This is a genomic window from Gracilibacillus xinjiangensis (assembly GCF_042651765.1).
Taxonomy (GTDB): Bacteria; Bacillota; Bacilli; order Bacillales; family Amphibacillaceae; genus Gracilibacillus; species Gracilibacillus xinjiangensis.
The window spans coordinates 16,377-40,327 of the sequence record NZ_JBHSDT010000007.1; the positions used below are offsets into that span (position 1 = coordinate 16,377).

Sequence of the window (23,951 nt, forward strand, 5' to 3'; positions counted from 1 at the left end):
AGTAATGAAACGAAGCGACCGTTTAGTGGCAATGACCAATTATTTAATAGAGCATCCAATGGATTTGATTTCTTTGCCGTTTTTCTCAGAGACTTATGGAGCAGCTAAATCATCGATCAGCGAGGACTTAACGATAATTAATCGTATATTTCAAGAAGACGGGATAGGGTATTTGGCGTCAGTGTCGGGTGCAGCCGGTGGTGTTAAATATGTCCCGCAAGTATCAGAGGAAATAAGCCATACGTTTATTGAGCAATTGTGTTCAGAGTTAGAAGATCCCAGTCGTATTTTGCCAGGTGGTTATCTGTTTATGAGTGATATATTAGGTAATCCCAATAAAGTGCGTAATATTGGCCGCTTATTTGCCTCTAAGTTTGCTGAGCTGAATATTGACTCAATCGTAACAGTGGCAACTAAAGGTATTCCACTTGCATATGCCGTAGCTTCCTTCTTAAACGTCCCAGTAATTATCGTACGGCGTGATCCTAAGGTGACAGAGGGGTCAACTGTAAGTATTAATTATGTTTCGGGATCATCTAAGAAAATTCAAACAATGGTGTTATCGAAAAGAAGTTTAAAGCCTAATGAAAATGTTTGTATAGTTGATGACTTTATGAAAGCGGGCGGAACGATAAATGGTATGAAGAGTTTGCTTGAGGAATTTAATGCAAATGTAAAAGCAATAGGTGTTTTGGCAGAAGCAGAAGATGAGGAAGAGGAACGGGTGGTTGATGATTATACCTCATTACTGCAAATTAAGAATGTTGATGATAACAATAAGCAAATTGAAGCAATTAAGGGAAATTACTTCCAATAATATAACAAAAATGCCTATTTAGCCACTTATCCCAAAGAACTTATAAAAAAGATTAAAAAGTTTTACATCTTTAGCAGGAATTTTAGAAAAGATGTTGAATTAATGTAATAAGTTCTTATAAAGGGAAAAGGTGGTGATACATAATGGAAGTAACTGACGTAAGATTACGCCGCGTGAATACCGATGGAAGAATGCGAGCAATCGCATCTATCACATTAGATCACGAGTTTGTTGTACATGATATTCGTGTGATCGATGGAAATAACGGAATGTTTGTAGCGATGCCTTCTAAACGCACTCCTGATGGAGAATTTAGAGATATTGCACATCCAATTAATTCTGGTACTCGATCAAAGATTCAGGATGCGGTTTTAGAAGAATACCATCGTGTTGGTGAAGAAGAAGAAGTAGAATTTGAAGAAGCGGGAGCTTCATAAGGATGATTTTGAAAAGGTCTGATCATTATTGATTAGGCCTTTTTATATGTTGTTAAAAAATGTGAACGATAAAAGATGGAAGTAAAGGAATTTTACTTTTCCTAGTTAACATTCATTGAAAAAAGGTTAGTTTTCATATATATTCATAATTGGGATTCTACCGTACTAAAGTAATATTGCGTTAAAAATTAAAAATAGATAGTAAGCCAGACATTTTGAACGGAGGGAATATATTGTCAAAACGTTTTGCAGTTGTGTTAGCAGCTGGTAAAGGTACGAGAATGAAGTCAAAATTATATAAAGTGTTACACCCTGTTCTTGGTAAACCGATGGTACAGCATGTAGTAGACCAATTAAAATCACTTAAATTAGCGAGTATTACAACAGTTGTAGGTTTCGGTGCCGAGAAGGTACAGGAGCAGTTAGGCGAGGATTCAAATTATGTTATTCAAGAAGAGCAGCTAGGTACAGGGCATGCTGTTTTGCAAGCAGAGAAATACTTAAAAGATCAAAAAGGTACAACACTAGTAGTATGTGGAGATACGCCATTATTAACAGCAGAAACGTTGCAATCTGTTTTACAATTTCATGAAAAGGAAGAAGCTAAAGTAACGATCCTTACTGCACATTCTGAAAATCCAGCAGGATATGGGAGAATTGTTAGAAATGAAAACAATCAAGTGGAAAAAATAGTTGAAGAGAAAGATGCGTCTTCCGAAGAGAAGTTAATTAAAGAAATAAATACAGGTACATATTGTTTTGATAATGAGTTGTTATTCCAGGCATTAAAGCAAGTTTCTAACGACAATGCTCAAGGTGAATATTATTTGCCTGATGTCATCGAAATTGCTCAGCAGCAACAAGAAAAAGTGCTGGCATTTCAGACAGAAGACTTTAATGAAACAATAGGTGTAAATGATCGTATCGCATTGTCCCAAGCGGAAACTATAATGAAGCAGAGAATTAATAATTATCATATGCGAAATGGTGTAACACTGATCGATCCAGCCAATACTTATATTGGCGCAGATGTGAAGATAGCTTCAGACGTTGTTATCTATCCAGGATGCGTTATAAATGGTGAGACTGAAATAGAAGAAGACGCACAAATTGGGCCAAATTCAGAAATAACGGATTGCCATATCGGTTCAAACACGAAAGTGAAACATAGTGCAGCGACTTCCAGTTATATTGGTGAACGAGTTCAAATCGGGCCATTTGCCCATATCAGACCAGATGCCAATATCGGAAATGATGTAAAAATTGGGAATTTTGTCGAAGTGAAAAAGTCAAAAATTTATAATGGAAGCAAAGTATCTCATCTAAGCTATATTGGGGATGCAGAGGTTGGCAGCAATGTAAATATAGGTTGTGGTACAATTACTGTAAATTATGATGGCAAGAATAAATTTTTAACGAAAATAGAAGATGATGCTTTTATTGGGTGCAATGCCAATTTGATTGCACCAGTAACAATAGGCAAGGGTGCGCTTATTGCAGCCGGTTCAACGATATCTGAAGACGTACCGGGTGACGCATTATCTATTGAACGGTCGAAACAAGTCAACAAAGAAGGATATGCGAAAAAGTATAAATAAATAATCTAAGTTGGAAACAAATAGTGATGGAGGGTATCAACATGTCTGAATATAAGGATTCATCGTTGAAGGTATTTACATTAAATTCGAATCCAAAGCTTGCAGAAGAAATTGCGGCAAACATCGGAGTAGAATTAGGAAAAAGTTCTGTTACTAAGTTTAGTGATGGGGAAATCCAAATTAACATTGAGGAAAGTATTCGCGGATGTGATGTATATGTTGTTCAATCAACTTGCGAACCAGTTAATCAACATATTATGGAATTATTGATTATGATTGATGCATTAAAGCGAGCTTCTGCTAAGTCCATTAATATTGTCATGCCTTATTATGGATATGCACGACAAGATCGTAAAGCACGCGCAAGAGAACCAATTACGGCAAAACTAGTGGCAGATTTATTACAAACTGCAGGCGCATCAAGAGCCATTACATTAGACCTCCATGCACCGCAAATCCAAGGTTTTTTCAACATACCAGTTGATCAATTGGTAGGTGTTCCGATTCTTTCAAGCTATTGGAGCGAAAAGGGGCTTGACGATATTGTAGTTGTTTCACCAGACCATGGCGGTGTGACAAGAGCACGTAATTTAGCAGATCGATTAAAAGCACCTATTGCAATTATTGATAAAAGAAGACCCCGTCCTAATGTAGCAGAAGTTATGAATATTGTTGGTAATATCGAAGGAAAAACGGCAATTTTAATTGATGACATTATTGATACAGCAGGGACCATCACACTTGGAGCAAATGCTTTAATTGATAGTGGAGCAAAAGCTGTCTATGCATGTTGTACACATCCAGTTCTCTCAGGACCAGCTATAGAAAGAATTCAAAATTCAAAGATTGAAGAATTAGTTGTAACGAACAGTATACCGTTAAAAGAAGAGAAACTAATTGATAAAATTACTCAGCTCTCCGTTGCACCATTAATTAGTGAAGCAATCATCCGTGTGCACGAAAGACAGTCAGTAAGTATCTTATTTGATTAATTGTTTTTAGTCATAAATGTTTAACTCTGATCTTCCAAGGGAATTATATTACTAACGTGGTAAATTAACTTGGAGGGTGATCAATATGGCAGTACAGTTACAAGCGCAAAATAGAGAAAATCTGAAAAGTTCACATACGAAAGCAGTTAGAGAAGCTGGAGAAGTTCCAGCAATTATCTATGGATATAATGTAGACCCAAAACCAATTGTGGTCGATAGTGTGGAGTTATTGAAGACAGTTCGTGATGAAGGAAAAAATGCAATCATCTCACTAAAAGTAGATGATGAGACTTTTGATGTTATGCTGCATGATTATCAGGCAGATCCGTTAAAAGATGAACTAGTTCATGCCGACTTTTATGTAGTAAATATGTCGGAAGAAATTGATGTACAAGTTCCCATCGTATTAGAGGGTGAAGCAAAAGGAGCGAATGAAGGCGGGGTATTACAACAACCTTTATATGAGCTATCAATAAGAGCTAAACCAAACGATATACCAGAACAAATTAACATTGAAGTATCTGAACTAGAAGTTGGTGACAGTATTCTCGTTTCAGACTTAAAAGACAGCGGAAATTACGACATACTAGAAGATGAAAATACAACAATTGTATCTATATTAGTTCCTGACAAGGAGCCTGAGGAAACAGTGAGCGAACAGCCAGAAGATCCTGATGCAGTAAATGAAGGAAATAATACAGATGAATAACACCGGTAAACCGAGCATTCCCTGCTCGGTTTTTCTTAAGGAATTGAATGACGGATAAAAACAATTAAATACTCGGAAATACAGATGATGTATGACGGCTTTTGTTGATTTTACCATCATGCTATATTCTCGGTTTTTATCCACTTTGCTCTCTGTTATTGAGTTATTTTATGTTAAACTTATAAGTAGAAAACTATATTTAAAGGAAGTAAAAAAATGAAGTGTATAGTAGGATTAGGAAATCCAGGACGTAAATATGAGAAAACAAGACACAATGCAGGTTTTATGGTTATAGACTATTTACTGGAGCGACATAATTGGAAGCTCGAAAAACAAAAGTTTAATGGACTATATACAATGGAAACATGGGAGGATGAAAAAGTAATTCTTTTAGAACCTCAAACATTCATGAATTTATCTGGTGAATGTTTACGTCCATTAATGGATTTTTATCAATTAGAACCAGAAGATGTCGTTGTTATTTACGATGATTTAGATCTGCCCTTAGGAAAAGTAAAATTAAGACAAACTGGCGGACACGGTGGGCATAATGGCGTTCGTTCAATAATTGACCATTTAGGTACCAAACAATTTAACCGGATCCGTTTCGGGATTGGGAGACCAGTCCAGCCCATACCAGTAATTGATTATGTATTAGGGAAATTCTCTGCAGATGAACAAGCTGCATTAGATGATTCAATTGAACATGCGGCAAACGCATTGGAAGCATGGATGAGAGATTCTTTTCAGAAGGTCATGAACGACTATAATAAGTAAATCGAAAACACCCTTAATTGTATAAATAATTACAAATTGGAAAAAATAAAACTAACTTAAGTGATTATTTTTAATAAAGGGCGTGCATAGGATGGCATTAGTATATAAATGTAAACACTGCAGTTGTGAGGTTGGCAGATTAAATTCTCAGATGCTGGATCTAAATAAAATAGGTTGGGACCATTTGTCATCAGAAGAGAAAACAAGTCTTATGAATTACCAGCCAACAGAACAAATAGAGATAAACACGATTTGTGAAAACTGCCAGGAAACATTAGAAAATAACCCTGATTACCATGAACTTGATTATTTTATACAATAGAATACATGAGCAGAAAAGTTCTTACATGGTTAAGCAGCATTACCTTATGAGGAGCATAAACATTTTATATGCTCCTATCGAGCCGATCGATAGTTTGACAATAGAATCATTTATTATGTTTCAAAAGCTTTGGTTCCATACCAAGGCATTTTTGCAGTTTCACCTTCATAAGGCCATCTGATTTAGATAGTTTTTCTAACTATTTTCTAATACTTACAAGGAAAGCACTAGGGGGAACATTATGTATGAAATAAAGCATCTATTAAGGAAGAAGGAAGATATTCATTCGATAATAGAAGGGGTAAATACTGGATTAAAAGAACAAGTGATTGCAGGACTGTCGGGTTCTTCGCGTGGCTTGTTTAGTGCATTAATCCATGAAGCAATCAATAAGAAAGTGTTAATTGTGACACATCAATTAACACAAGCACAGCAATTATATGATGATTTATTAGAGTTTGCTAATGATAGTAATGTTTATTTATATCCAGTCAATGAATTGCTCGTATCGGAATTAGCGGTAGCTAGTCCGGAACTCCTCAGTCAGCGTATTGAAGCGTTAACGACTTGGCTAAAAGAAGATAACGGGATAATGATTGCTCCCATTGCAGGATTAAAACGGTTTTTACCACCAATTGATTATTGGACAACATATCAAGTGAATCTTGAAATTAATAAAACAATCGATATAGAGAAAACGATTCAATTGTTAATTGATATGGGGTATGAAAGACAAGAGATGACAAGTAGTCCAGGGGAATTCAGCTTGCGTGGGGGAATTCTGGATATCTTCCCGCTTATGGATGATAACCCGTTCCGTATTGAATTATTTGATGACGAGATTGATTCGATACGATATTTTGATGCGGAATCACAAAGGTCTTTAGACAAGCTCGAGAAAATTCAAATAGGTCCAGCTACCGAATTCCTAACATCCGATCATGATTTAATCACAGCAGCACAAAGGATTGAAAAAGCATTACAGGAAACTTTAAAGAAAACGAAAAATAAGCAAGATCAACAAGCATTGACAGAAGCTATCCAAGGAGATATAGACCGTCTAAATCAATGCGAACGCTTTCAGGAAATGAAGAAGTATATTTCTTATTTCTATGATAAACCAACAAGTTTATTAAACTATTTACCTAAAGATGGTTTGATTATTCTGGATGAGATGAGCAGGATTCAAGAAACGGCCTTACATTTGGATGATGAAGAAACAGAATGGCTGAAAGATCACCTCAACCGTAATCAGGCATTAAGGGACCTGAGACTGTCATTTGACTGGCATGATACCTGGGGGGGAATGAGTCAGCCCCGCTTGTATTTATCTGTCTTTTTGCGCCATATTCCGAATACAAATCCATCTAATATAGTGAATTTATCAACGCGCAGTATGCAGCAGTTTCATGGCCAAATGAATTTATTTCAAAATGAAATGGAAAGGTGGAGGAAATCTGGATACTCTGTGGTTATATTAGCACCAAATGAGCAACGGGTAGAAAAGGTCCATTCTGTTCTGGAAGATTATCAAATGAAAGCAACAGTAAGCGAATCAATCCCGCCATTGCCTCTGGATCAGCCAATTATAACGGTTGGCAGTATTCAAAGTGGTTTTGAGATTCCTATGCACAAAATTGCTGTTGTAACAGAAAATGAGTTATTTAAACAAAAGACTGTCCGGACAAAAAGGAAACAGAAAATATCAAATGCAGAAAGGATTAAAAGTTATCAGGAGTTACAAGTTGGTGATTATGTTGTCCACACTAATCATGGGATTGGACGCTATATTGGTATTGAAACATTAGAAGTAGCTGGTCTTCATAAAGACTTTATGCTCTTAAAATATTCTGGTGATGATAAACTTTATGTTCCGATTGACCAGATTGACCTTGTACAAAAGTATGTTGGTTCAGAAGGAAAAGAACCTAAGTTATATCGTTTGGGCGGCAACGACTGGAAGAAAGTGAAGAGCAAAGTACAATCCAAAGTAGAAGACATTGCTGATGACTTGATTAAATTATATGCTGAAAGAGAAGCGGCAAAAGGCTATGCATTTAGTGAAGATACGGAAATGCAACGTGACTTCGAATCCGCTTTTCCATACCAGGAGACGGAAGATCAATTACGATGTATTAATGAGATTAAAGAAGATATGGAGAAAGAACAGCCAATGGACCGCTTACTTTGTGGTGATGTTGGGTATGGAAAGACGGAGGTTGCTATTCGAGCAGCTTTTAAAGCAATTGCTGATGGAAAACAGGTTGCTTTTCTTGTTCCGACTACGATTCTAGCACAACAGCATTACGAAACGGTGATGGAACGTTTCCAAGACTATCCAATTAATATCGGTTTGTTAAGTCGCTTTCGAACAAGAAAGCAACAAACAGAAACATTAAAAGGTTTGAAAAATGGGATGGTAGACATTGTGATTGGTACACATCGTCTGTTATCTAAAGATGTCGTTTATAAAGATTTAGGTCTGTTAATTGTTGATGAAGAGCAGCGGTTTGGGGTAAAACATAAAGAGAAAATTAAGCAATTAAAGACAAATGTGGATGTTCTAACATTAACAGCAACACCTATACCTAGAACATTGCATATGTCGATGCTGGGTGTAAGGGATCTTTCTGTTATTGAGACACCGCCAGAGAATCGCTTTCCGATTCAGACATATGTAATGGAATACAATGGACCGCTAGTAAGAGAAGCGATCGAAAGAGAGTTAGCGCGTGGCGGCCAAGTCTTTTTCTTATATAATCGGGTAGAATCCATTGAAAAAATGGCACAGGAAATTCAAGCATTAGTTGAAGATGCCAGAGTGACTTTTGCCCATGGCCAGATGAACGAAACAGAGTTAGAAAATGTTATGTTCTCCTTCCTGGAAGGCGAGGCAGATGTATTAGTAAGTACCACGATTATTGAGACAGGTGTAGACATTCCAAATGTAAACACATTGATTGTCTACGATGCTGATCGGATGGGGTTAAGTCAGCTTTACCAGCTTAGGGGGCGTGTTGGAAGGTCAAATCGTGTGGCATATGCTTATTTTACCTATCAAAAAGATAAAATCCTAACAGAAGTATCCGAAAAAAGACTGCAAGCAATCAAAGAATTTACAGAGCTTGGTTCCGGTTTTAAAATAGCGATGCGAGATTTATCGATCCGTGGTGCAGGAAATATTCTTGGCTCCCAACAACATGGGTTTATCGATTCCGTAGGGTTTGATATGTACTCACAAATGCTGAAAGAAGCAGTACAAGCAAAACAACAAGGTAAGACAATCGAAGAAGTACAGCCTTTTGAGGTAGAGTTGGATCTTAAAGTGGACGCCTATATACCTGAGGAATATATAGAAGATGAGAAGCAGAAAATAGATATGTACAAAAGATTCCAAGCAATATTGTCTCAGGAAGATGTTCATGATCTGCGTGATGAATTAATTGATCGTTTCGGTGATTACCCGGAACAAGTGGAAAATCTATTTCATGTGACTACATTAAAGATGATGGCAAAAAGAGAAAAAATCGAATCCATTTCAGAGAAAAAGAGTCAGCTTGAGATAATAGTGGAGGAAAAAAGAAGCCAGGAATTAGATGGCGCCAAATTATTCGAGTTTGCCAATAAGCACGGACGTTTGATTCAATTAGGAACAGAAGAACGTAAATTAAAAGTTGTCTTCCGTTTCGATAAAGCAAACATGAGAAAACGTTATGAGATATTAGAATCATTTATTCACACATTGCATGAAATGGACAGAGAACCTGTGGCGTAAATGTATTTTTGTGTAAATCCCGAGAAAAAATATAATGAAAAAATTGTATACTTTTAAGTTAACTAAATCATACTAACCTTACAATGTAATTATTTCACTATGTGTCCATAATTGAATACATAGTTAATTATTTGAAAGTGAGGTCATGATTTACTATGAAAGCAACAGGAATAGTACGCCGTATTGATGATTTAGGAAGGGTAGTTATCCCGAAAGAGATTCGCCGCACATTGAGAATACGTGAAGGGGACCCATTAGAAATATTTGTGGACCGAGATGGGGAAGTGATTTTAAAGAAATATTCACCAATTAGCGAACTTGGTGATTTTGCGACAGAGTATGCTGAGGCATTATATGAATCATTAGGTTTATCCGTATTAATTAGTGATCGAGATGAATTTATTGCAGTTGCGGGTGAATCAAAGAAAGAATATTTAGGGAAGCAAATATCGAAACAATTAGACCAGGTAATGGACAGCCGTCAGGTAATGGTTGAAAAAAATGAACAAACCATAGAAATTGCAGATGGAAAAGAGGAACAGCTGCAGGCATTTCTCATTTACCCTATTGTTGCCAGTGGTGATCCGATTGGGTGTATGGTCATCTTCACAAGGGAACAGCAAGAGTTCGGCGAAGTGGAAGAGAAATCAGCACATACGGCAGCACATTTCTTAGCGAAACAAATGGAATAATACTATATAAAATAGCTCAGATTTTCTGAGCTATTTTTTAATGGATTATTACAGTTTGTTCTAGTAATATAGATAAAGACAAGCGAGGTGAGATAGGTGGAGGAGAAGATCGTTGTAAAGAAAGCGCTCAATAACAATGTTTTAATTGCCTCACATCCACGGTACAAGGAAGTGATTCTAATTGGCAAGGGGATCGGTTTTGGCAAGAAGAGTGGAGATATTGTACCGGAAAGTCAAGTGGAGAAGACATTCCTCTTAAAAGATGAACAAGAACAAGAGCAATATAAGCAATTACTTTCTAATGTGGACCAGGACTTAATGGAAATACTGAATGAAGTGATTATACTTATTGAACAGCGAATGGGTGAAAAGCTTAATGAGCATATTCATGTGGCATTAACAGACCATTTATCCTTTGCAATTAGCAGGGCTGCCCAAAATGTGCAATTTAATAATCCTTTTTTATTTGAAATTGAATCCCTTTATCCAAAAGAATTCCAGGTATCACGGGAAGTTGTTAAAATATTAAAAGACAAGGTTGGTGTTGAATTCCCTGAAGGCGAAATGGGCTTTATTGCGCTGCATATTCATAGTGCAGTTACAGATAAATCCATTCGGGATATGAATCAACACCATCAATTAATTTCTCAGCTCGTTCAAATAATCGAAGAAAACCTGCAACTAAAGATAGACCGTCATAATATTGATTATCATCGATTAGTTCAGCACCTTCACCGTGCGATCGAAAGGGTATATCAGGAAGAATCGCTAGGAGAACAAACAAATTTGGTTAATGTCTTGAAATCAACATATCCGGTATGCTATAATCTAGCGTGGAAATTGATAAAAGTAATGCAACGAAAATTAAATACACGTGTGGATGAGTCAGAGGTCTTATATTTAACGATCCACTTACAGCGTTTAATCCAATCATCTTAAACGTGTTACTGATACGATCAGGCATGAGTAAAAAGAATGTTTTAGGATAATCTATGGGGGAAGTGTACCCTTAGATTCTTAAAATATATCCTTTTCTCATGCCTTTTTACTTTGGACAAAATAAGAACAGTCCAGATATTATCATGAAATCGTTGTATCACCACTATTGAATGAATTAAAGGAGGTATTTTTCTTATGTCAAACATATTTGGTACCCTGCAGAAAGTCGGTAAAGCATTAATGCTGCCAGTAGCTTTACTACCAGCTGCAGGTATCCTAATGGCATTTGGTACAAGTTTTGCCCAAGATCAATGGGTAGAAAGATTCCCATGGTTCGGGAATGCAACTGTACAAAAAATTCTAGAAGTAATGTCAGAGGCGGGTGGCGTTGTCTTTGATAACTTACCATTACTCTTTGCGGTTGGTGTTGCCGTTGGATTAGCAAAAGGTGATGGGGTTGCTGGATTAGCAGCTATCATTGGATATTTAATTATGAATGTGACAATGGGCGTATTTGGTGATATAACACCAGAAATGTCTTCTGATCCGGCCTATGCAAGTGTGCTCGGTATACCAACACTGCAAACAGGTGTTTTTGGTGGAATTATTGTTGGGATATTGGCCGCCTTTATGTACAACAGGTATTTTAATATTGAATTACCGCAATTTTTAGGTTTCTTTGCAGGTAAACGTTTTGTCCCGATTATTACAGCATTCTCTTCACTAATTTTAGGGATTGTTATGTTTTTAGTTTGGCCATATGCACAGAGTGGTTTAAATGCAATATCACACCTTATGCTAGAGACAAATCGAACGATCTCAACATTTGTTTTTGGTGTGATTGAACGTGGACTAATTCCGTTTGGATTACATCATGTTTTTTATTCACCTTTCTGGTATGAGTTCGGATCGTACACAAGTGCAGCTGGTGACACCATTCGTGGTGACCAGGCTATTTTCTTCGAACAATTAAAAGATGGTGTGGAATTTACTGCAGGGAACTTCATGACAGGAAAATACCCGTTCATGATGTTTGGTCTGCCAGCCGCAGCATTAGCAATTTATCATACAGCCAAACCAGAGAGAAAGAAAGTTGTTGGGGGAATTATGTTCTCTGCCGCATTGACTTCTTTCTTAACAGGTATTACAGAGCCGCTTGAATTCTCATTCTTATTTGTGGCACCATTGCTATTTGCGATCCATGCCGTTTTTGCAGGTTTATCATTTATGACAATGTATATATTAGATGTAAAAATAGGAATGACATTCTCTGGAGGGTTAATTGATTTCTTATTATTCGGTGTTATGCCTAACCGTACAGACTGGTGGTGGGTTATAATCGTCGGTCTGATCTTCTCTGCTATCTATTATTTCGGTTTCCGTTTCGCTATCCAGAAGTTCAACTTAGCTACACCTGGACGTGAAGCAGATGAGGAAGATAGTGAAGAAGATGGAGAAGTCGATGATCGCCCGTACGAGATCCTGGAGGCTATGGGTGGTAAAGAAAATATAACAAACTTAGATGCTTGTATTACGCGTCTGCGAGTTAGTGTAGAAGATAAAGACAGAGTGAATAAAGAACGTTTGAAAAAATTAGGTGCTTCAGGTGTGATGGAAGTCGGGAACAATATTCAAGCAATCTACGGGCCAGTATCTGATACATTGCGTGGACAAATGCAAGATATCATGGATGGTAAAACGCCAACGAAGAAGAAAGAAACAGTACAAGCAGAAGAGCAACCAACAGATGCAAAAGCAGAGCAGCTTGAATTCACAAGCCCAATGACAGGAGAAATCATGCCACTTTCAGAGGTTCCAGATCAAGTGTTCTCTCAGAAGATGATGGGTGATGGGTTTGCCATTAAACCAACCAATGGGGAAGTTGTTTCACCTGTAAATGGTAAGATTATTAATATTTTCCCTACAAAACATGCGATAGGGATTTTAGCAGATAATGGTACAGAGATCTTGATCCATATTGGTATTGATACAGTAAATCTAAAAGGAGAAGGATTTACTGCAAGAGCAGCTGAAGGTGATGAAATTAAGCAAGGCCAAGTATTAATGGAAGTAGACCTTGATTATGTGAAAGAAAACGCACCTTCGATTGTTACACCAGTAATCTTCACAAATTTACAGGAAGACGAAGAAGTAAAACTGAATGCTGAAGGATCAGTAAACAAGCAAGATAAAGGGATTATAACAATTAACTAAACAAATAGCCCCCTATGTTAACATTCATCGTTAATATGGGGGCTATTTTTGTTATACTATATAAAATAAACGAATAAACGAAATGCAGGATTTATAAAAAAGGAAGACATTCATGGACAAAAAAAACATTTTTACTGGAGCTTTTGCTTTAGTATTTGCAGGTATCGCCGGCAAGGTGATTAGCGCATCATACCGGATACCACTACAAAATTTAACTGGTGATATTGGTTTTTATATATACCAGCAGATCTATCCATTGATAGGAATAGCTATTACTTTTGCATTATATGGGCTCCCTTCAGCTGCAGCTGCTTTTATCATTGATAAAAGACTAAAAAGCGGGAATAAAAGAATGATGCAGCGAATCTTTCATTTACTCTTTCTTTTAGGAGTTTTTCTGTTTTTTATTTTGTTTCTGTGTAGCCCAATGCTTGCTGATCTGATGGGTGACAGGCAATTAATAAGCCCAATTCGCCATGTGGCATGGCTATTTTTATTTATGCCATTTGTTGCGTATTACCGAGGAAGATTACAAGCAATGAATGATCTGCAGTCCATTGCTAATTCGCAGATGGTTGAGCAGCTAACGCGTGCGTTTATTATTATCATTACAGCGATATGGATTTATCAAGGCAAGATTACTATTTACCGTATAGCAGATGGAGCAGTTATTGGAACAGTGATTGCATTTACGGCTTCTTTCCTGCTGCTTTACTTCATTTGGAAAAAGAAATATGCTAATAGAGAAGAAATACATTTGATAAATATTCCATATTCAGAGTTGTTTAAACATGTTTTATTAACAGGAATTGTTATAAGTATGAATCATATGATGTTGCTGTTTATGCAGTTAGCAGATGCATTTACCATTTTGCCAGGACTTGTGGAAAGTGGAATGACACAGAAAGAGGCGATGAAGTGGAAAGGGATATTTGACAGAGGGCAGCCGTTATTGCAACTAGTAACGATTGTTGGTTCATCCTTTGCAATGGCTTTAGTGCCGCAAGTAACCAAAATTGCATGGCAGCAAGATAAAGAAGGGTCAATAAGACATTTAATGACAGCGATGAAATACTGTCTGCTAATTTCATTAGGGGCGACAGTAGGTTTAATTCTATTAATGCCAGAAATTAATGAACTTTTCTACAAGAATATGGATGGTTCCAACAGTTTACGAATTCTATCTATTGTCTTGTTGTTTACAGCATTGTCCTTAACGATGGCATCTGTTTTACAAGGATTAGGATATATGAAATGGATAGCTATTGTATTGTTTACAGCTTTATTGTTAAAGATGATGTTAAATAGTCTGCTTGTACCAACTTTTAGTATAAATGGTGCAGCAATTGCGACGATCCTATCGATAGGATTTATTGCGATCAGTTACCTATATATTTTACAAAAACATGTGATAAAAGAGCAGATAAGGATAATTCCAGTTGGGCGTGTATTTATTGCAGCAATAAGTATGATAGCTGGCTTACTATTGCTGAAATATATTGAGGTGAACTACTTCATAATAGACACACGAGTAGAGCGTCTAATTTCTGTGCTTGTAAGTGTTTTTACAGGGTTTGCCCTCTATTTTTTCTCATTAGTAAGGTTACGGGTCTTTACACAAAAAGAATTAGAAACATTACCTTTTATGAATAAATGGATAAAGAAGGAGAGATAAGCTTGAAGCCATTGATTGAAGTTATTGGTTTGGGTGGTGGTGATATTCATCAGTTACCACTAGGAATTTATCGGAAATTAACAAAGTCTGATCAATTATGTTATGTAAGAACAATGGATCACCCTGTAATTAATACACTGAAACAAGAAGGTGTAAGCTTTTTGGGGTTTGATGCTGTTTATGAGAAACACAGTCAGTTCGAGGCAGTATATGACGAGATCGTTTCTATCCTTGAAGAAAAGGCGAGGGAACAACAGCAAATAGTTTATGCTGTACCTGGACATCCAATGCTTGCAGAACGGACTGTTCAGTTATTATTAGAGAGTGAAACGGTTGATGTCAATATTGCTGGTGGACAGAGTTTTTTAGATGATTTATTTAGGGTTTTTCAATTTGACCCAATTGAAGGCTTTCAATTCGTTGATGCGACCAATTTCCAAAGGTATCAGCTGCAATATGAGCAGCATCTTGTGTTTTGCCAAGTATATGATGAATTAATCGCTTCTGAAGTAAAACTGACTTTACTAGAGGATTTACCGCCAGAGCATATGATATATATTGCAGAAGCAGTCGGAAGTGATCAAGAATCAGTGAAACATATACCATTGTTCGAATTAGATCAGCAAACCCATTTAAGTAACTTAACGAGTGTCTATGTCCCGCCAATTGATGATAAGGCAAAGCTAAATCATCAATTTTTCCGTTTAAAAGAAGTCATCGCAAGATTAAGAGGACCGGGTGGATGCCCATGGGATCAAAAGCAAACACATGAATCATTAAAGAAATATTTAATTGAAGAAGCCTATGAGGTAATTGAAGCAATTGACCAGAAGGATGATGATGCCATTGCTGAGGAATTAGGTGATGTGTTACTTCAGGTACTGCTGCATAGCCAAATTGCTGAAGAATCGGGTTATTTTACGATCGATGATGTGATTTTCAGTATTACAGAAAAAATGATTCGGAGACACCCTCATGTCTTTGGCGATGTATCCGTGAAAGATGAAACTGATGTGATCGTAAATTGGGAAGCAATTAAACAAGAAGAAAAGAATGAGAAACACATGTCAGTTTTAGACGATATAACAAAAGGCCTCCCGGCAATGTTAATGGCAGAAGAGATACAGAAAAAGGCAGCAAAAGTAGGTTTTGATTGGGACAATGCTCAGGATATGTGGGCAAAGGTTGAGGAAGAGCAGTTTGAATGGAAAGAAGCAATAGCTAGTGGTGATACGGAGGAAATGGTAAAGGAATTTGGAGATATACTATTTGCAATGATTAACATAGCAAGATATTATAAAATTAATCCGGAAATTGCTTTATTATTAACAAATGAGAAATTTAAAAAACGTTTTCAGCATGTGGAGCAATCTGTTATCGATTCAGGGAAAGATTGGGGAGCATTTACTTTAGAACAGCTAGATCTATTTTGGGAAGAAGCTAAAAAAGAAGAATAAAGTGTAGGAAGGGAATTAACATGCGATTAGATAAGTTTTTGAAAGTATCAAGGTTAATTAAACGAAGGACACTAGCAAAAGAAATTGCCGATCAAGGAAGAATTATCGTTAACGGTAATGTTGCGAAAGCTGCAACAAATGTAACTGTTGGAGATGAATTATTGATTCAATTTGGTCAAAGGCTGTTAACTATCCAAATTGATCAGTTAAAGGAAACAGTACGAAAAGAAGAAGCAAGTGATTTATATACAATAAAACGCGAAGAATATAAAGAGAATTAATTGCCATCTTGTTCTAAACTTGTCCCTTTATTCATACATTAGTGATGGATAAAAGGGAGGGAATGTAATGAACTATTACGATAAAAAGCCAATTACGACAACGCAAATGGATCACCATGTTAAAATGACAAATAGACGTTTACTGGAAATAGATGGTGTAAAAGAAGTCGATAGTTTTGATAGTGAAGAGTTTCTCCTGCAAACAGTAATGGGGTATTTAGTGATACGCGGGGATAATTTACAGATGAAGAACTTAGATGTGGAATCTGGCCATGTATCAATTAAAGGCAAGATTTATGAACTCTCTTATTTAGACGAACAGCAAGGAGATAAAGCTAAAGGTCTTTTTAGCAAGCTCTTCAAATGACACTAGAAACACAGTTTGCCACAATGTTTACAATGATCGCCTTTGGGGTATACATGGGTGTAGCATATGTAACTTTTAAAAGATTCGAATTATGGTGGGCAAATCATGTAGTATTACGGTATTTTTTCGAACTCTTTTTTTGGATAGTACAAGCTATTGTTCTGTTTTATGTATTGTATGTATTGAATGAAGGAATAGTAAGGTTCTACGTATTTATTGCACTTCTATGTGGTTACGCCATGTTCAAAGCAATATTTGAACCGCTGTATAGAAAATTACTGGAAGGCATACTGCATTATCTATCCAGATTTATCCGTTTCTGGGTTCGGTGTATACAAGTGTTAATTGTTAACCCGATCATATGGGTTGTATCAATGATTCTTCTGACTTTATACAAGGCTTTGTTATTCCTGTTAAAAATATTCCGTTTCCTGCTTATGACAATATTATATCCATTCCGATATATATTTAAATCTATTTTTCGATTGGTGCCGGAAAATAGAAAAAAGTATATCTACCAAATTATCAACTTTTTTAGTAAAATAAAATGGAGGAAAAAATAAAAGCAATGCGAGGAGGCAATAATCATGGCACACCCTACTAGTAATGTATCAAAAATACATGAAGCTTATATTGAGCAGCATAAGGCATACGAACGAAGACAGAACGAGAGGAAGAAGCGGCTGTTTCGGAGAATCTCATTGTTCTTTCTTATTGTCATGATTATCGCCATTAGTCTTACGACATATCATATTACGCAGCGAATTGCATTGAAGGATTTACAAACGGAATATCGAGAGAAATCGGAACAATTAGTCAATCTTCAGCAAGAACATAAAGAGCTAACAGAAGAAGTAAACTTATTAAATGATGAAGAATATTTACTTCAAATCGCAAAAACCAATTACTTTTTCACTGAAGAAGGCGAAATCGTATTTAAATTACCAGAAGAAGAGGCATCTTATTGACACCGTTTTTATTGCTTCGCTATAATATAAATTGTAATAATATTTTTTCTTAAAAAATCTAAGGAGGAGCAATTTCTTTATGTCAATCGAAGTAGGCAGCAAGTTGCAGGGAAAGGTAACAGGTATCACTAATTTCGGAGCGTTTATTGAGTTACCTGATGGAAAGACAGGTCTCGTTCACATTAGTGAGGTTGCCGATAACTATGTAAAGGACATTAATGAACATTTAACAGTTGGAGATGAAGTAACTGTTAAAGTTCTTAATGTAGAGGATGATGGGAAGATTGGGTTATCAATTAAAAAAGCAAAAGATAATCCGCCACCATCAAATCGTCGTAAAAACCAAGGCAATCCGAAAAATAACCGCGAGAGAACCGAGTCATTTGAACAAAAAATGAATCGCTTCTTAAAAGATTCTGAAGACCGTTTAGCAACATTAAAAAAACAAACAGAATCTAAACGCGGAGGACGAGGGGCGAGAAAAGGCTAAACACTTGCTGTCTGCGTGGCTTTAAGACAAAGGCGGATGTGACTCGTGATCTTTTTATAAATGAGTAAAAAACTACCGATAATTTAATCGGTAGTTTTTTTTCTTTAAATATGATGAAGAATATGATAGTAATGGATCTTCCAATTATGGATTACTGGTTTGAAATATCAACAATTCTTCCTTCGATTGATGGGTTTACTGTTCCTAGTTTTGCTACATAATCACGAAGGTTTTCCCAGTCAGCTAAACCTAAATCTGTTGCCCGTCCTTCTTCATATGCTTTTGCAAATACATCAAATCCGTCTCCACCTTTTGCTGTAAATGCGTTTGTTGCGACAATATATGTTTCCTCATTACTCAATTCAACATACTCATCACCTTGTTGTACTTCTACTGTTTGTACTTTATTCCCTGCTTCCGCAGTACTGTCATAAGTGAATTTCATTCCGGAGACTTGAAGGAATCCGCCACTCTCATTAGGCGTTTGGCTTACACTGTGCTCTAAGGCCTCTTTCAGTTCTGATCCTTTCAATTCCATTATTGCTAGTGTGTTACCAAATGGCATTACTGTCAGGATTTCACCAATAGTAATTGGTCCTTGATCAATAGATGTACGAATTCCGCCACTGTTCTGTACAGCGATAGTAGTGTCTGGATTAAATTCTTTAGCTTTCGCTAACATTCCATCTGTAATCAAATTTCCTAGTGCAGTTTCCGAATTTCTTACACTGATGTTACTATCGTTATTATCACTAATACGCGGATTAGGTAATTCGACTTCAGCGATACCACCGCTTTCTTCATTCTTCACTTTATCTACTTGTTCTGCATACCCTGCTAGCAGTTCACTTGCTTCCGGATCATCAGCTTGGTCCGCGATCTCTATCAACTCACCAGCATATCCTGTTACTACACCATCTTCATCAAATTCTACATCTAGTGTCCCTAAGAAATTAGCATATTGATATGCTTGTACAATGATAGTTGGTTCCATATCGTCTGCATCTGAAGTTACGATAACAGGTTCTGCCAGCTCAGTATGACTATGCCCGCCAACTATTATATCAATTCCTTCAATATTAGCTGCAAGTTCTTGATCGTTATCGATTGCCGGATTGTCATCAAAGCCGATATGAGTAACTGCAATAATTTTGTTTACCCCTTGAGCTTCCAATTCTGCGACTGCCTCTTCAGCTGCCTCTAAGTAGTTTTCAAAAGTAATATCTCCAGGGCTGGAAATATCTACTGTTTCCTCTGTAGTTAATCCGAAGATACCTATCTTTTCTCCATCCACTTCTTTCACAATGCTATTATAAATTTCACCATCATTCGGCGTTTCTGTTGAGATATTATGGAATAACTCACCCATATATTCATTTTTCGAAAAATCTATATTAGAACTAACAAACGGAAACTGTGCGCCCTTAACAAAATCGTACAAAGCTTTATGCCCTTCAGAATTAGACCCTTGATCGAATTCATGATTGCCAAACGTCATTGCATCGTATCCCATTAAGTTCATAAAAGCTAACTCGGCTTGTCCTTTATACTCATGAAAATATAAAGTTCCCGTGTTCACATCCCCTGCATCAATCAATAGAGAATTAGGCTTTTCTTGTCTTACTTCCTGTACGGCAGTTACTAGTTTCGGCATATTATCTAAATGTGAATGAATATCATTTGTATGCATGAGGGATAAGTTGAAGGTCCCGCCATCATTATCAGTGTTAAATTTTTTATGCGTATTTGCTAGTAACCAAATCGCATCACCTCTTTTTAATGGTTGATTTGGAGCAAAAGTATCTTTATTTATACCAGCAATTAAATCGTTGGAGTAAAGAGCAGATACTGCCGGCATATACCATGCCGCTGAATCTACGTCAGTAAAAGGTAAAGTTGCTGCAGCATCTGTTGGAATATCGAATGCCTTAACAAGCATCTGTGCAAATTCAGCTCTAGTGACAGCCGTATTTGGTGCAAATATAGTTTCAGACTTACCGCTGATTATTCCGTCATTGTACAGTGCCTGAACCGAATCTGCATACCAGGAATTTGACTCAACATCCGTAAATGGTACAGAAGTATCCCCAGGTTCTAGTGATAGTAATTTTGATAGAACCATGGAAGATTCAGCACGAGTAATAGATTTGCTTAACTTAAATTCTCCATCATTATAACCGCTTATAATACCTTGAGAAGCGAAATCTTGAATGACATTAAAATAAGGATGGCTTTCTGTTACATCTGTAAACACGATAGTATCTGCATGCTGAATAGCTGGAGCTGCAGTGATAGTTGCCGCAGTAATTGCTAATGCTGCTGCAGCAATTTTTTGACTATTTCTCTTTTTCATAATTTCCCACTCCTATGTAATTAGATAATTTGTAGCATTTTTCCGTTATTTTAATAGTAAAATAAGAGGGAAGTAAATGCTATTAAGTTTTAGTAAAGTTTTTATAAAGTAAAAAAAAAAAACACCCCTTTATTACATTTAGTAATAAAGGGGTGTTTCATAAAGGATAGCGGCGGAGGGAATCGAACCCACGACCTCACGGGTATGAACCGTACGCTCTAGCCAGCTGAGCTACACCGCCATAGAATTAATTGTTTAGTTTGTCCTAATTCCTCTAAAAAAACATCCAATGTCCTCTTAAAAGACACAAAGAATATAATACAACAGGTTTCCTGATATGTCAACAATAAATCTACTTTATAATTATTGGTGGTCTTTCTTACATAATGATCAATGAATACCGGATTTTTGACAGAAAACCTATATATAAATGTCGCTTATCGCTTGTTTACATGTATTTGTTGGACAAAGAGTCGAACAATTCTTCATTTATGACGTCCTATTTTGACAAAAAAGAGTGTGGGAATATGTTTAAATGATGGATAAGGAGTGATGGAGAATGAATTCATTTACGGAGAGTAAACCAAAATCAATTCTATTAAAGGAAAGGCTTTCTCTTATGTTCGGACAACGGAACTGGATTAAATGGTGGCATTATCTCATGGTTGAAAAAGGTTTTATGCTATCAATCTTAGGGTTTTTATTGGGAAGGGCAGTTATATTATCCACATTATCACCTTTTGGCATCGCCTTTATTGTGGCTGTATGGTATTTAAGACGTGACAAACTATTATCTCTCATTATATTTTCTCTCATAGGTGCATTTTCACACTCAATCATACAAGGAATTTACTTACTCTTATCCATCGCATTAATGTCATTTGTTAACCTGATTGTCATACACTTGAAAAACCAGGAAAGAGTATTGCCAGTTGTTGCATTTATTTCAACGTTTCTCCCTAGGCTGTGTTTGTATGCATGGGAAGGACAGCTTACATACATGCAATGGACCCTTGCGTTAGTAGAAGGGGTACTTGCATTAGTGTTATTACTAATCTTTATGCAGAGTCTCCCGCTTTTATCACCAAAAAGGTATAAACCAACATTAAAGAATGAAGAGATCGTTTGTTTTATCATTTTATTAGCATCTGTCTTAACAGGATTTATCGGGATAGAGATATATGAAGCACATGTTGAGCAAGTATTAGCTAGATACCTTGTTTTATTACTCGGCTTGATCGGGGGAGCAGCGATCGGTTCTACTGTTGGAGTTGTCGCAGGATTAATACTAAGTTTGGCGAGCATTGCCAATTTGTATCAAATGAGCTTATTAGCGTTTGCTGGTTTACTTGGAGGCCTTTTAAAAGAGGGCAGAAAAATAGCTGTAAGTATCGGGTTACTTGTTAGTACATTATTAATCAGTCTTTACGGGGAGAGGATGGATGATATCCAAACAGCCTTTATTGAATCTGCTCTTGCGATTTTATTGTTCTTTCTCACCCCTGATGCAATTATTAGGAAAATAGCACGATATATACCTGGAACAACGGAATATGCAAAGGAACAAGAACAATATTTGCAAAAAGTAAGGGACGTTACCGCACATCGAGTAGAACGTTTCTCTAACGTTTTTAAAGCACTTTCACACAGTTTCCAGATTAATTCCAATCAACTGAAAGATGAAGATATTGAGGTTGATTATTATTTAAGTAATGTCGCTGAAAAGACTTGTCAAACATGTTTTAAAAAAGAAACGTGCTGGGTGAAACAATTTGATCTGACATACGATTTGATGAAAGATGTAAAAGATGAATTAGAAAGAGGAGATCAATTGAATAAGGTGACTCAATTCCGCTTCGGTGAGCACTGTATAAAGGCTAATAGAGTCATTGATACAATGAAGCAAGAATTATCCTTCCTTCAGGCAAACCAGCAATTAAAAAAGCAAGTCCTTGAAAGCAGGAGATTTGTTGCAGATCAATTAAGAGGGGTATCAGATGTAATGGAGAATTTTGCGAAGGAAATTTTAAAGGAAAAAGAGAACCATGAACAGCAGGAAATTGAAATCGTTGCTGCATTGAAGCATATAGGAATTGAATTGGAAAAGTTAGATGTATACAGTTTGGAAAAGGGAAATATCGACATAGAGATCTCTATCTTATTTAATCAGTATCATGGGGAAGCATCTAAATTAATCGCCCCAATACTATCAGATATTTTAGATGAAACGGTAGTAGTTGTAACGGAAGATATCTCACCAATTGCAAGAGGACACAGTTTCTTCACATTCGGCTCGGCACGTAAGTATACTGTCACAACTGGTGTGGCTCACGCTGCAAAAGGTGGCGGTTTAGTATCTGGAGATTCTTATAAAGCGATGGAACTAGGAGCTGGCCATTATGCATTAGCCATAAGTGACGGGATGGGAAATGGTGACAGAGCCCATGAAGAAAGTACGGAAACGCTGCGATTATTACAACAAATATTAGAATCAGGTTTGCATGAACAAGTTGCGATAAAGTCGATTAATTCGATTCTCTCATTAAGAACAAATGAGGAGATTTATGCAACATTAGACCTTGCGATGGTTGATTTGCATCATGCATCGGTCCGTTTTTTGAAAATTGGTTCAGCACCTAGTTATGTAATGAGTGCAGATTCCATTGAAAGTATCGAATCCAGTAATTTACCGATCGGAATTATTCAGGAATTTGATGTGGAGGTTGTTAGTACACAACTAAAGCCAGGTGATTTCATTATAATGATGAGTGATGGAATATTTGAAGGACCTAAGCATATAGAAAATGTGGACATATGGATAAAGCGGAAATTAAGTGAGTTAGAGACAAAAGACCCGCAAATAATGGCAGATCTTATACTAGAAGAAGTGATTCGCACACAGGCAGGGGAAATTGAAGATGACATGACAGTGTTAGTAGCACAAATTGAAAAAAATCAACCAAAATGGGCTGCCATTAGTACAAAAAACAGCTTTTGGCAACAGAATATTGGTTAACGTATATTTCTCCTTTTTTTTGGTGAAAATGTTGGAAAAAGGGTTATGAATCTAGAATTCATTAAAGCCTTT

General features: G+C 36.6%; 20 protein-coding genes and 1 tRNA gene. 19 read left to right on the forward strand and 2 right to left on the reverse strand.

All coding sequences use genetic code 11. The features are described 5' to 3' along the window. Window positions 1-4: 4 nt before the first annotated feature. The 18 genes from purR to ACFOY7_RS10955 all read left to right on the forward strand — a co-directional run bounded on the left by purR (window position 5) and on the right by ACFOY7_RS10955 (window position 18,510). On the forward strand, window positions 5-817 hold the full coding sequence (purR, locus tag ACFOY7_RS10870; RefSeq protein ID WP_390252102.1) for a pur operon repressor: 813 nt from the start codon (window positions 5-7) through the stop codon (window positions 815-817). A 143-nt stretch (window positions 818-960) separates the two neighbouring features. Beyond that, window positions 961-1,254, forward strand: coding sequence for a septation regulator SpoVG (gene spoVG / locus ACFOY7_RS10875; protein WP_089743971.1), 294 nt, complete (start codon window positions 961-963; stop codon window positions 1,252-1,254). Window positions 1,255-1,487: 233 nt separating this feature from the next. Then, the gene (gene glmU / locus ACFOY7_RS10880; protein ID WP_390252103.1) at window positions 1,488-2,852 is read left to right on the forward strand and encodes a bifunctional UDP-N-acetylglucosamine diphosphorylase/glucosamine-1-phosphate N-acetyltransferase GlmU; all 1,365 of its coding nucleotides are present in this window, start codon (window positions 1,488-1,490) and stop codon (window positions 2,850-2,852) included. A 41-nt stretch (window positions 2,853-2,893) separates the two neighbouring features. Continuing rightward, entirely contained in the window at window positions 2,894-3,844 is a 951-nt protein-coding gene (locus ACFOY7_RS10885; RefSeq protein ID WP_390252104.1) for a ribose-phosphate diphosphokinase, read from the forward strand. Between the two features lie 85 nt (window positions 3,845-3,929). After that, the gene (locus ACFOY7_RS10890) at window positions 3,930-4,553 is read left to right on the forward strand and encodes a 50S ribosomal protein L25/general stress protein Ctc (RefSeq protein WP_390252105.1); all 624 of its coding nucleotides are present in this window, start codon (window positions 3,930-3,932) and stop codon (window positions 4,551-4,553) included. A 216-nt stretch (window positions 4,554-4,769) separates the two neighbouring features. Beyond that, on the forward strand, window positions 4,770-5,330 hold the full coding sequence (gene pth / locus ACFOY7_RS10895; RefSeq protein WP_390252106.1) for an aminoacyl-tRNA hydrolase: 561 nt from the start codon (window positions 4,770-4,772) through the stop codon (window positions 5,328-5,330). Window positions 5,331-5,421: 91 nt separating this feature from the next. Beyond that, entirely contained in the window at window positions 5,422-5,652 is a 231-nt protein-coding gene (locus tag ACFOY7_RS10900; RefSeq protein ID WP_390252107.1) for an anti-sigma-F factor Fin, read from the forward strand. Between the two features lie 241 nt (window positions 5,653-5,893). Further along, complete coding sequence (gene mfd / locus ACFOY7_RS10905; protein ID WP_390252108.1) at window positions 5,894-9,427, forward strand: transcription-repair coupling factor; 3,534 nt, start codon at window positions 5,894-5,896, stop codon at window positions 9,425-9,427. Between the two features lie 155 nt (window positions 9,428-9,582). After that, complete coding sequence (gene spoVT, locus ACFOY7_RS10910) at window positions 9,583-10,119, forward strand: stage V sporulation protein T (protein WP_390252109.1); 537 nt, start codon at window positions 9,583-9,585, stop codon at window positions 10,117-10,119. A gap of 96 nt (window positions 10,120-10,215) precedes the next feature. After that, on the forward strand, window positions 10,216-11,058 hold the full coding sequence (gene glcT, locus ACFOY7_RS10915; RefSeq protein ID WP_390252110.1) for a glucose PTS transporter transcription antiterminator GlcT: 843 nt from the start codon (window positions 10,216-10,218) through the stop codon (window positions 11,056-11,058). Between the two features lie 195 nt (window positions 11,059-11,253). Beyond that, on the forward strand, window positions 11,254-13,272 hold the full coding sequence (ptsG, locus tag ACFOY7_RS10920) for a glucose-specific PTS transporter subunit IIBC (RefSeq protein ID WP_390252111.1): 2,019 nt from the start codon (window positions 11,254-11,256) through the stop codon (window positions 13,270-13,272). 112 nt (window positions 13,273-13,384) lie between these two features. Beyond that, window positions 13,385-14,947 carry a putative polysaccharide biosynthesis protein gene (locus tag ACFOY7_RS10925; protein WP_390252112.1) on the forward strand — a complete coding sequence of 521 codons (1,563 nt, stop codon included), beginning with the start codon at window positions 13,385-13,387 and terminating at the stop codon, window positions 14,945-14,947. A 2-nt stretch (window positions 14,948-14,949) separates the two neighbouring features. Then, window positions 14,950-16,404, forward strand: coding sequence for a bifunctional methyltransferase/pyrophosphohydrolase YabN (gene yabN / locus ACFOY7_RS10930; RefSeq protein WP_390252113.1), 1,455 nt, complete (start codon window positions 14,950-14,952; stop codon window positions 16,402-16,404). Window positions 16,405-16,424: 20 nt separating this feature from the next. Beyond that, window positions 16,425-16,685: an RNA-binding S4 domain-containing protein gene (locus tag ACFOY7_RS10935; RefSeq protein ID WP_390252114.1), complete on the forward strand. Its 261-nt coding sequence runs from the start codon at window positions 16,425-16,427 to the stop codon at window positions 16,683-16,685. A 67-nt stretch (window positions 16,686-16,752) separates the two neighbouring features. Next, window positions 16,753-17,052: a sporulation protein YabP gene (yabP, locus tag ACFOY7_RS10940; RefSeq protein ID WP_390252115.1), complete on the forward strand. Its 300-nt coding sequence runs from the start codon at window positions 16,753-16,755 to the stop codon at window positions 17,050-17,052. Continuing rightward, window positions 17,049-17,615, forward strand: coding sequence for a spore cortex biosynthesis protein YabQ (yabQ, locus tag ACFOY7_RS10945; RefSeq protein ID WP_390252116.1), 567 nt, complete (start codon window positions 17,049-17,051; stop codon window positions 17,613-17,615). The genes yabP and yabQ overlap by 4 nt, the downstream gene beginning before the upstream one ends. 24 nt (window positions 17,616-17,639) lie before the next feature. Beyond that, complete coding sequence (locus ACFOY7_RS10950) at window positions 17,640-18,020, forward strand: FtsB family cell division protein (RefSeq protein WP_390252117.1); 381 nt, start codon at window positions 17,640-17,642, stop codon at window positions 18,018-18,020. Window positions 18,021-18,099: 79 nt separating this feature from the next. After that, window positions 18,100-18,510: a S1 domain-containing RNA-binding protein gene (locus tag ACFOY7_RS10955; RefSeq protein ID WP_390252118.1), complete on the forward strand. Its 411-nt coding sequence runs from the start codon at window positions 18,100-18,102 to the stop codon at window positions 18,508-18,510. Window positions 18,511-18,661: 151 nt separating this feature from the next. On the opposite strand, the gene ACFOY7_RS10960 is transcribed toward ACFOY7_RS10955, so the two are convergent. Both ACFOY7_RS10960 and ACFOY7_RS10965 read right to left on the reverse strand, forming a co-directional pair. Next, entirely contained in the window at window positions 18,662-20,863 is a 2,202-nt protein-coding gene (locus ACFOY7_RS10960) for a 5'-nucleotidase C-terminal domain-containing protein (RefSeq protein WP_390252119.1), read from the reverse strand. A 167-nt stretch (window positions 20,864-21,030) separates the two neighbouring features. After that, window positions 21,031-21,104 (reverse strand) — tRNA-Met (locus ACFOY7_RS10965). A 318-nt stretch (window positions 21,105-21,422) separates the two neighbouring features. Here ACFOY7_RS10965 and spoIIE point away from each other — a divergent pair. Beyond that, window positions 21,423-23,879 carry a stage II sporulation protein E gene (gene spoIIE, locus ACFOY7_RS10970; protein WP_390252120.1) on the forward strand — a complete coding sequence of 819 codons (2,457 nt, stop codon included), beginning with the start codon at window positions 21,423-21,425 and terminating at the stop codon, window positions 23,877-23,879. The last annotated feature ends 72 nt before the right edge of the window (window positions 23,880-23,951 follow it).

What these genes read in the sequence shown, in the direction of transcription:
- yabP (WP_390252115.1), top strand. Translation starts at nt 16,753, where the DNA reads ATGAACTATTACGATAAAAAGCCAATTACGACAACGCAAATGGATCAC.
- pth (WP_390252106.1), top strand. Translation starts at nt 4,770, where the DNA reads ATGAAGTGTATAGTAGGATTAGGAAATCCAGGACGTAAATATGAGAAA.
- yabQ (WP_390252116.1), top strand. Translation starts at nt 17,049, where the DNA reads ATGACACTAGAAACACAGTTTGCCACAATGTTTACAATGATCGCCTTT.
- mfd (WP_390252108.1), top strand. Translation starts at nt 5,894, where the DNA reads ATGTATGAAATAAAGCATCTATTAAGGAAGAAGGAAGATATTCATTCG.
- ACFOY7_RS10900 (WP_390252107.1), top strand. Translation starts at nt 5,422, where the DNA reads ATGGCATTAGTATATAAATGTAAACACTGCAGTTGTGAGGTTGGCAGA.
- ACFOY7_RS10955 (WP_390252118.1), top strand. Translation starts at nt 18,100, where the DNA reads ATGTCAATCGAAGTAGGCAGCAAGTTGCAGGGAAAGGTAACAGGTATC.
- spoIIE (WP_390252120.1), top strand. Translation starts at nt 21,423, where the DNA reads ATGAATTCATTTACGGAGAGTAAACCAAAATCAATTCTATTAAAGGAA.
- ACFOY7_RS10950 (WP_390252117.1), top strand. Translation starts at nt 17,640, where the DNA reads ATGGCACACCCTACTAGTAATGTATCAAAAATACATGAAGCTTATATT.
- spoVT (WP_390252109.1), top strand. Translation starts at nt 9,583, where the DNA reads ATGAAAGCAACAGGAATAGTACGCCGTATTGATGATTTAGGAAGGGTA.
- ACFOY7_RS10925 (WP_390252112.1), top strand. Translation starts at nt 13,385, where the DNA reads ATGGACAAAAAAAACATTTTTACTGGAGCTTTTGCTTTAGTATTTGCA.
- spoVG (WP_089743971.1), top strand. Translation starts at nt 961, where the DNA reads ATGGAAGTAACTGACGTAAGATTACGCCGCGTGAATACCGATGGAAGA.
- ACFOY7_RS10885 (WP_390252104.1), top strand. Translation starts at nt 2,894, where the DNA reads ATGTCTGAATATAAGGATTCATCGTTGAAGGTATTTACATTAAATTCG.
- ACFOY7_RS10890 (WP_390252105.1), top strand. Translation starts at nt 3,930, where the DNA reads ATGGCAGTACAGTTACAAGCGCAAAATAGAGAAAATCTGAAAAGTTCA.
- ptsG (WP_390252111.1), top strand. Translation starts at nt 11,254, where the DNA reads ATGTCAAACATATTTGGTACCCTGCAGAAAGTCGGTAAAGCATTAATG.
- ACFOY7_RS10960 (WP_390252119.1), bottom strand. Translation starts at nt 20,863, where the DNA reads ATGAAAAAGAGAAATAGTCAAAAAATTGCTGCAGCAGCATTAGCAATT.
- ACFOY7_RS10935 (WP_390252114.1), top strand. Translation starts at nt 16,425, where the DNA reads ATGCGATTAGATAAGTTTTTGAAAGTATCAAGGTTAATTAAACGAAGG.
- purR (WP_390252102.1), top strand. Translation starts at nt 5, where the DNA reads ATGAAACGAAGCGACCGTTTAGTGGCAATGACCAATTATTTAATAGAG.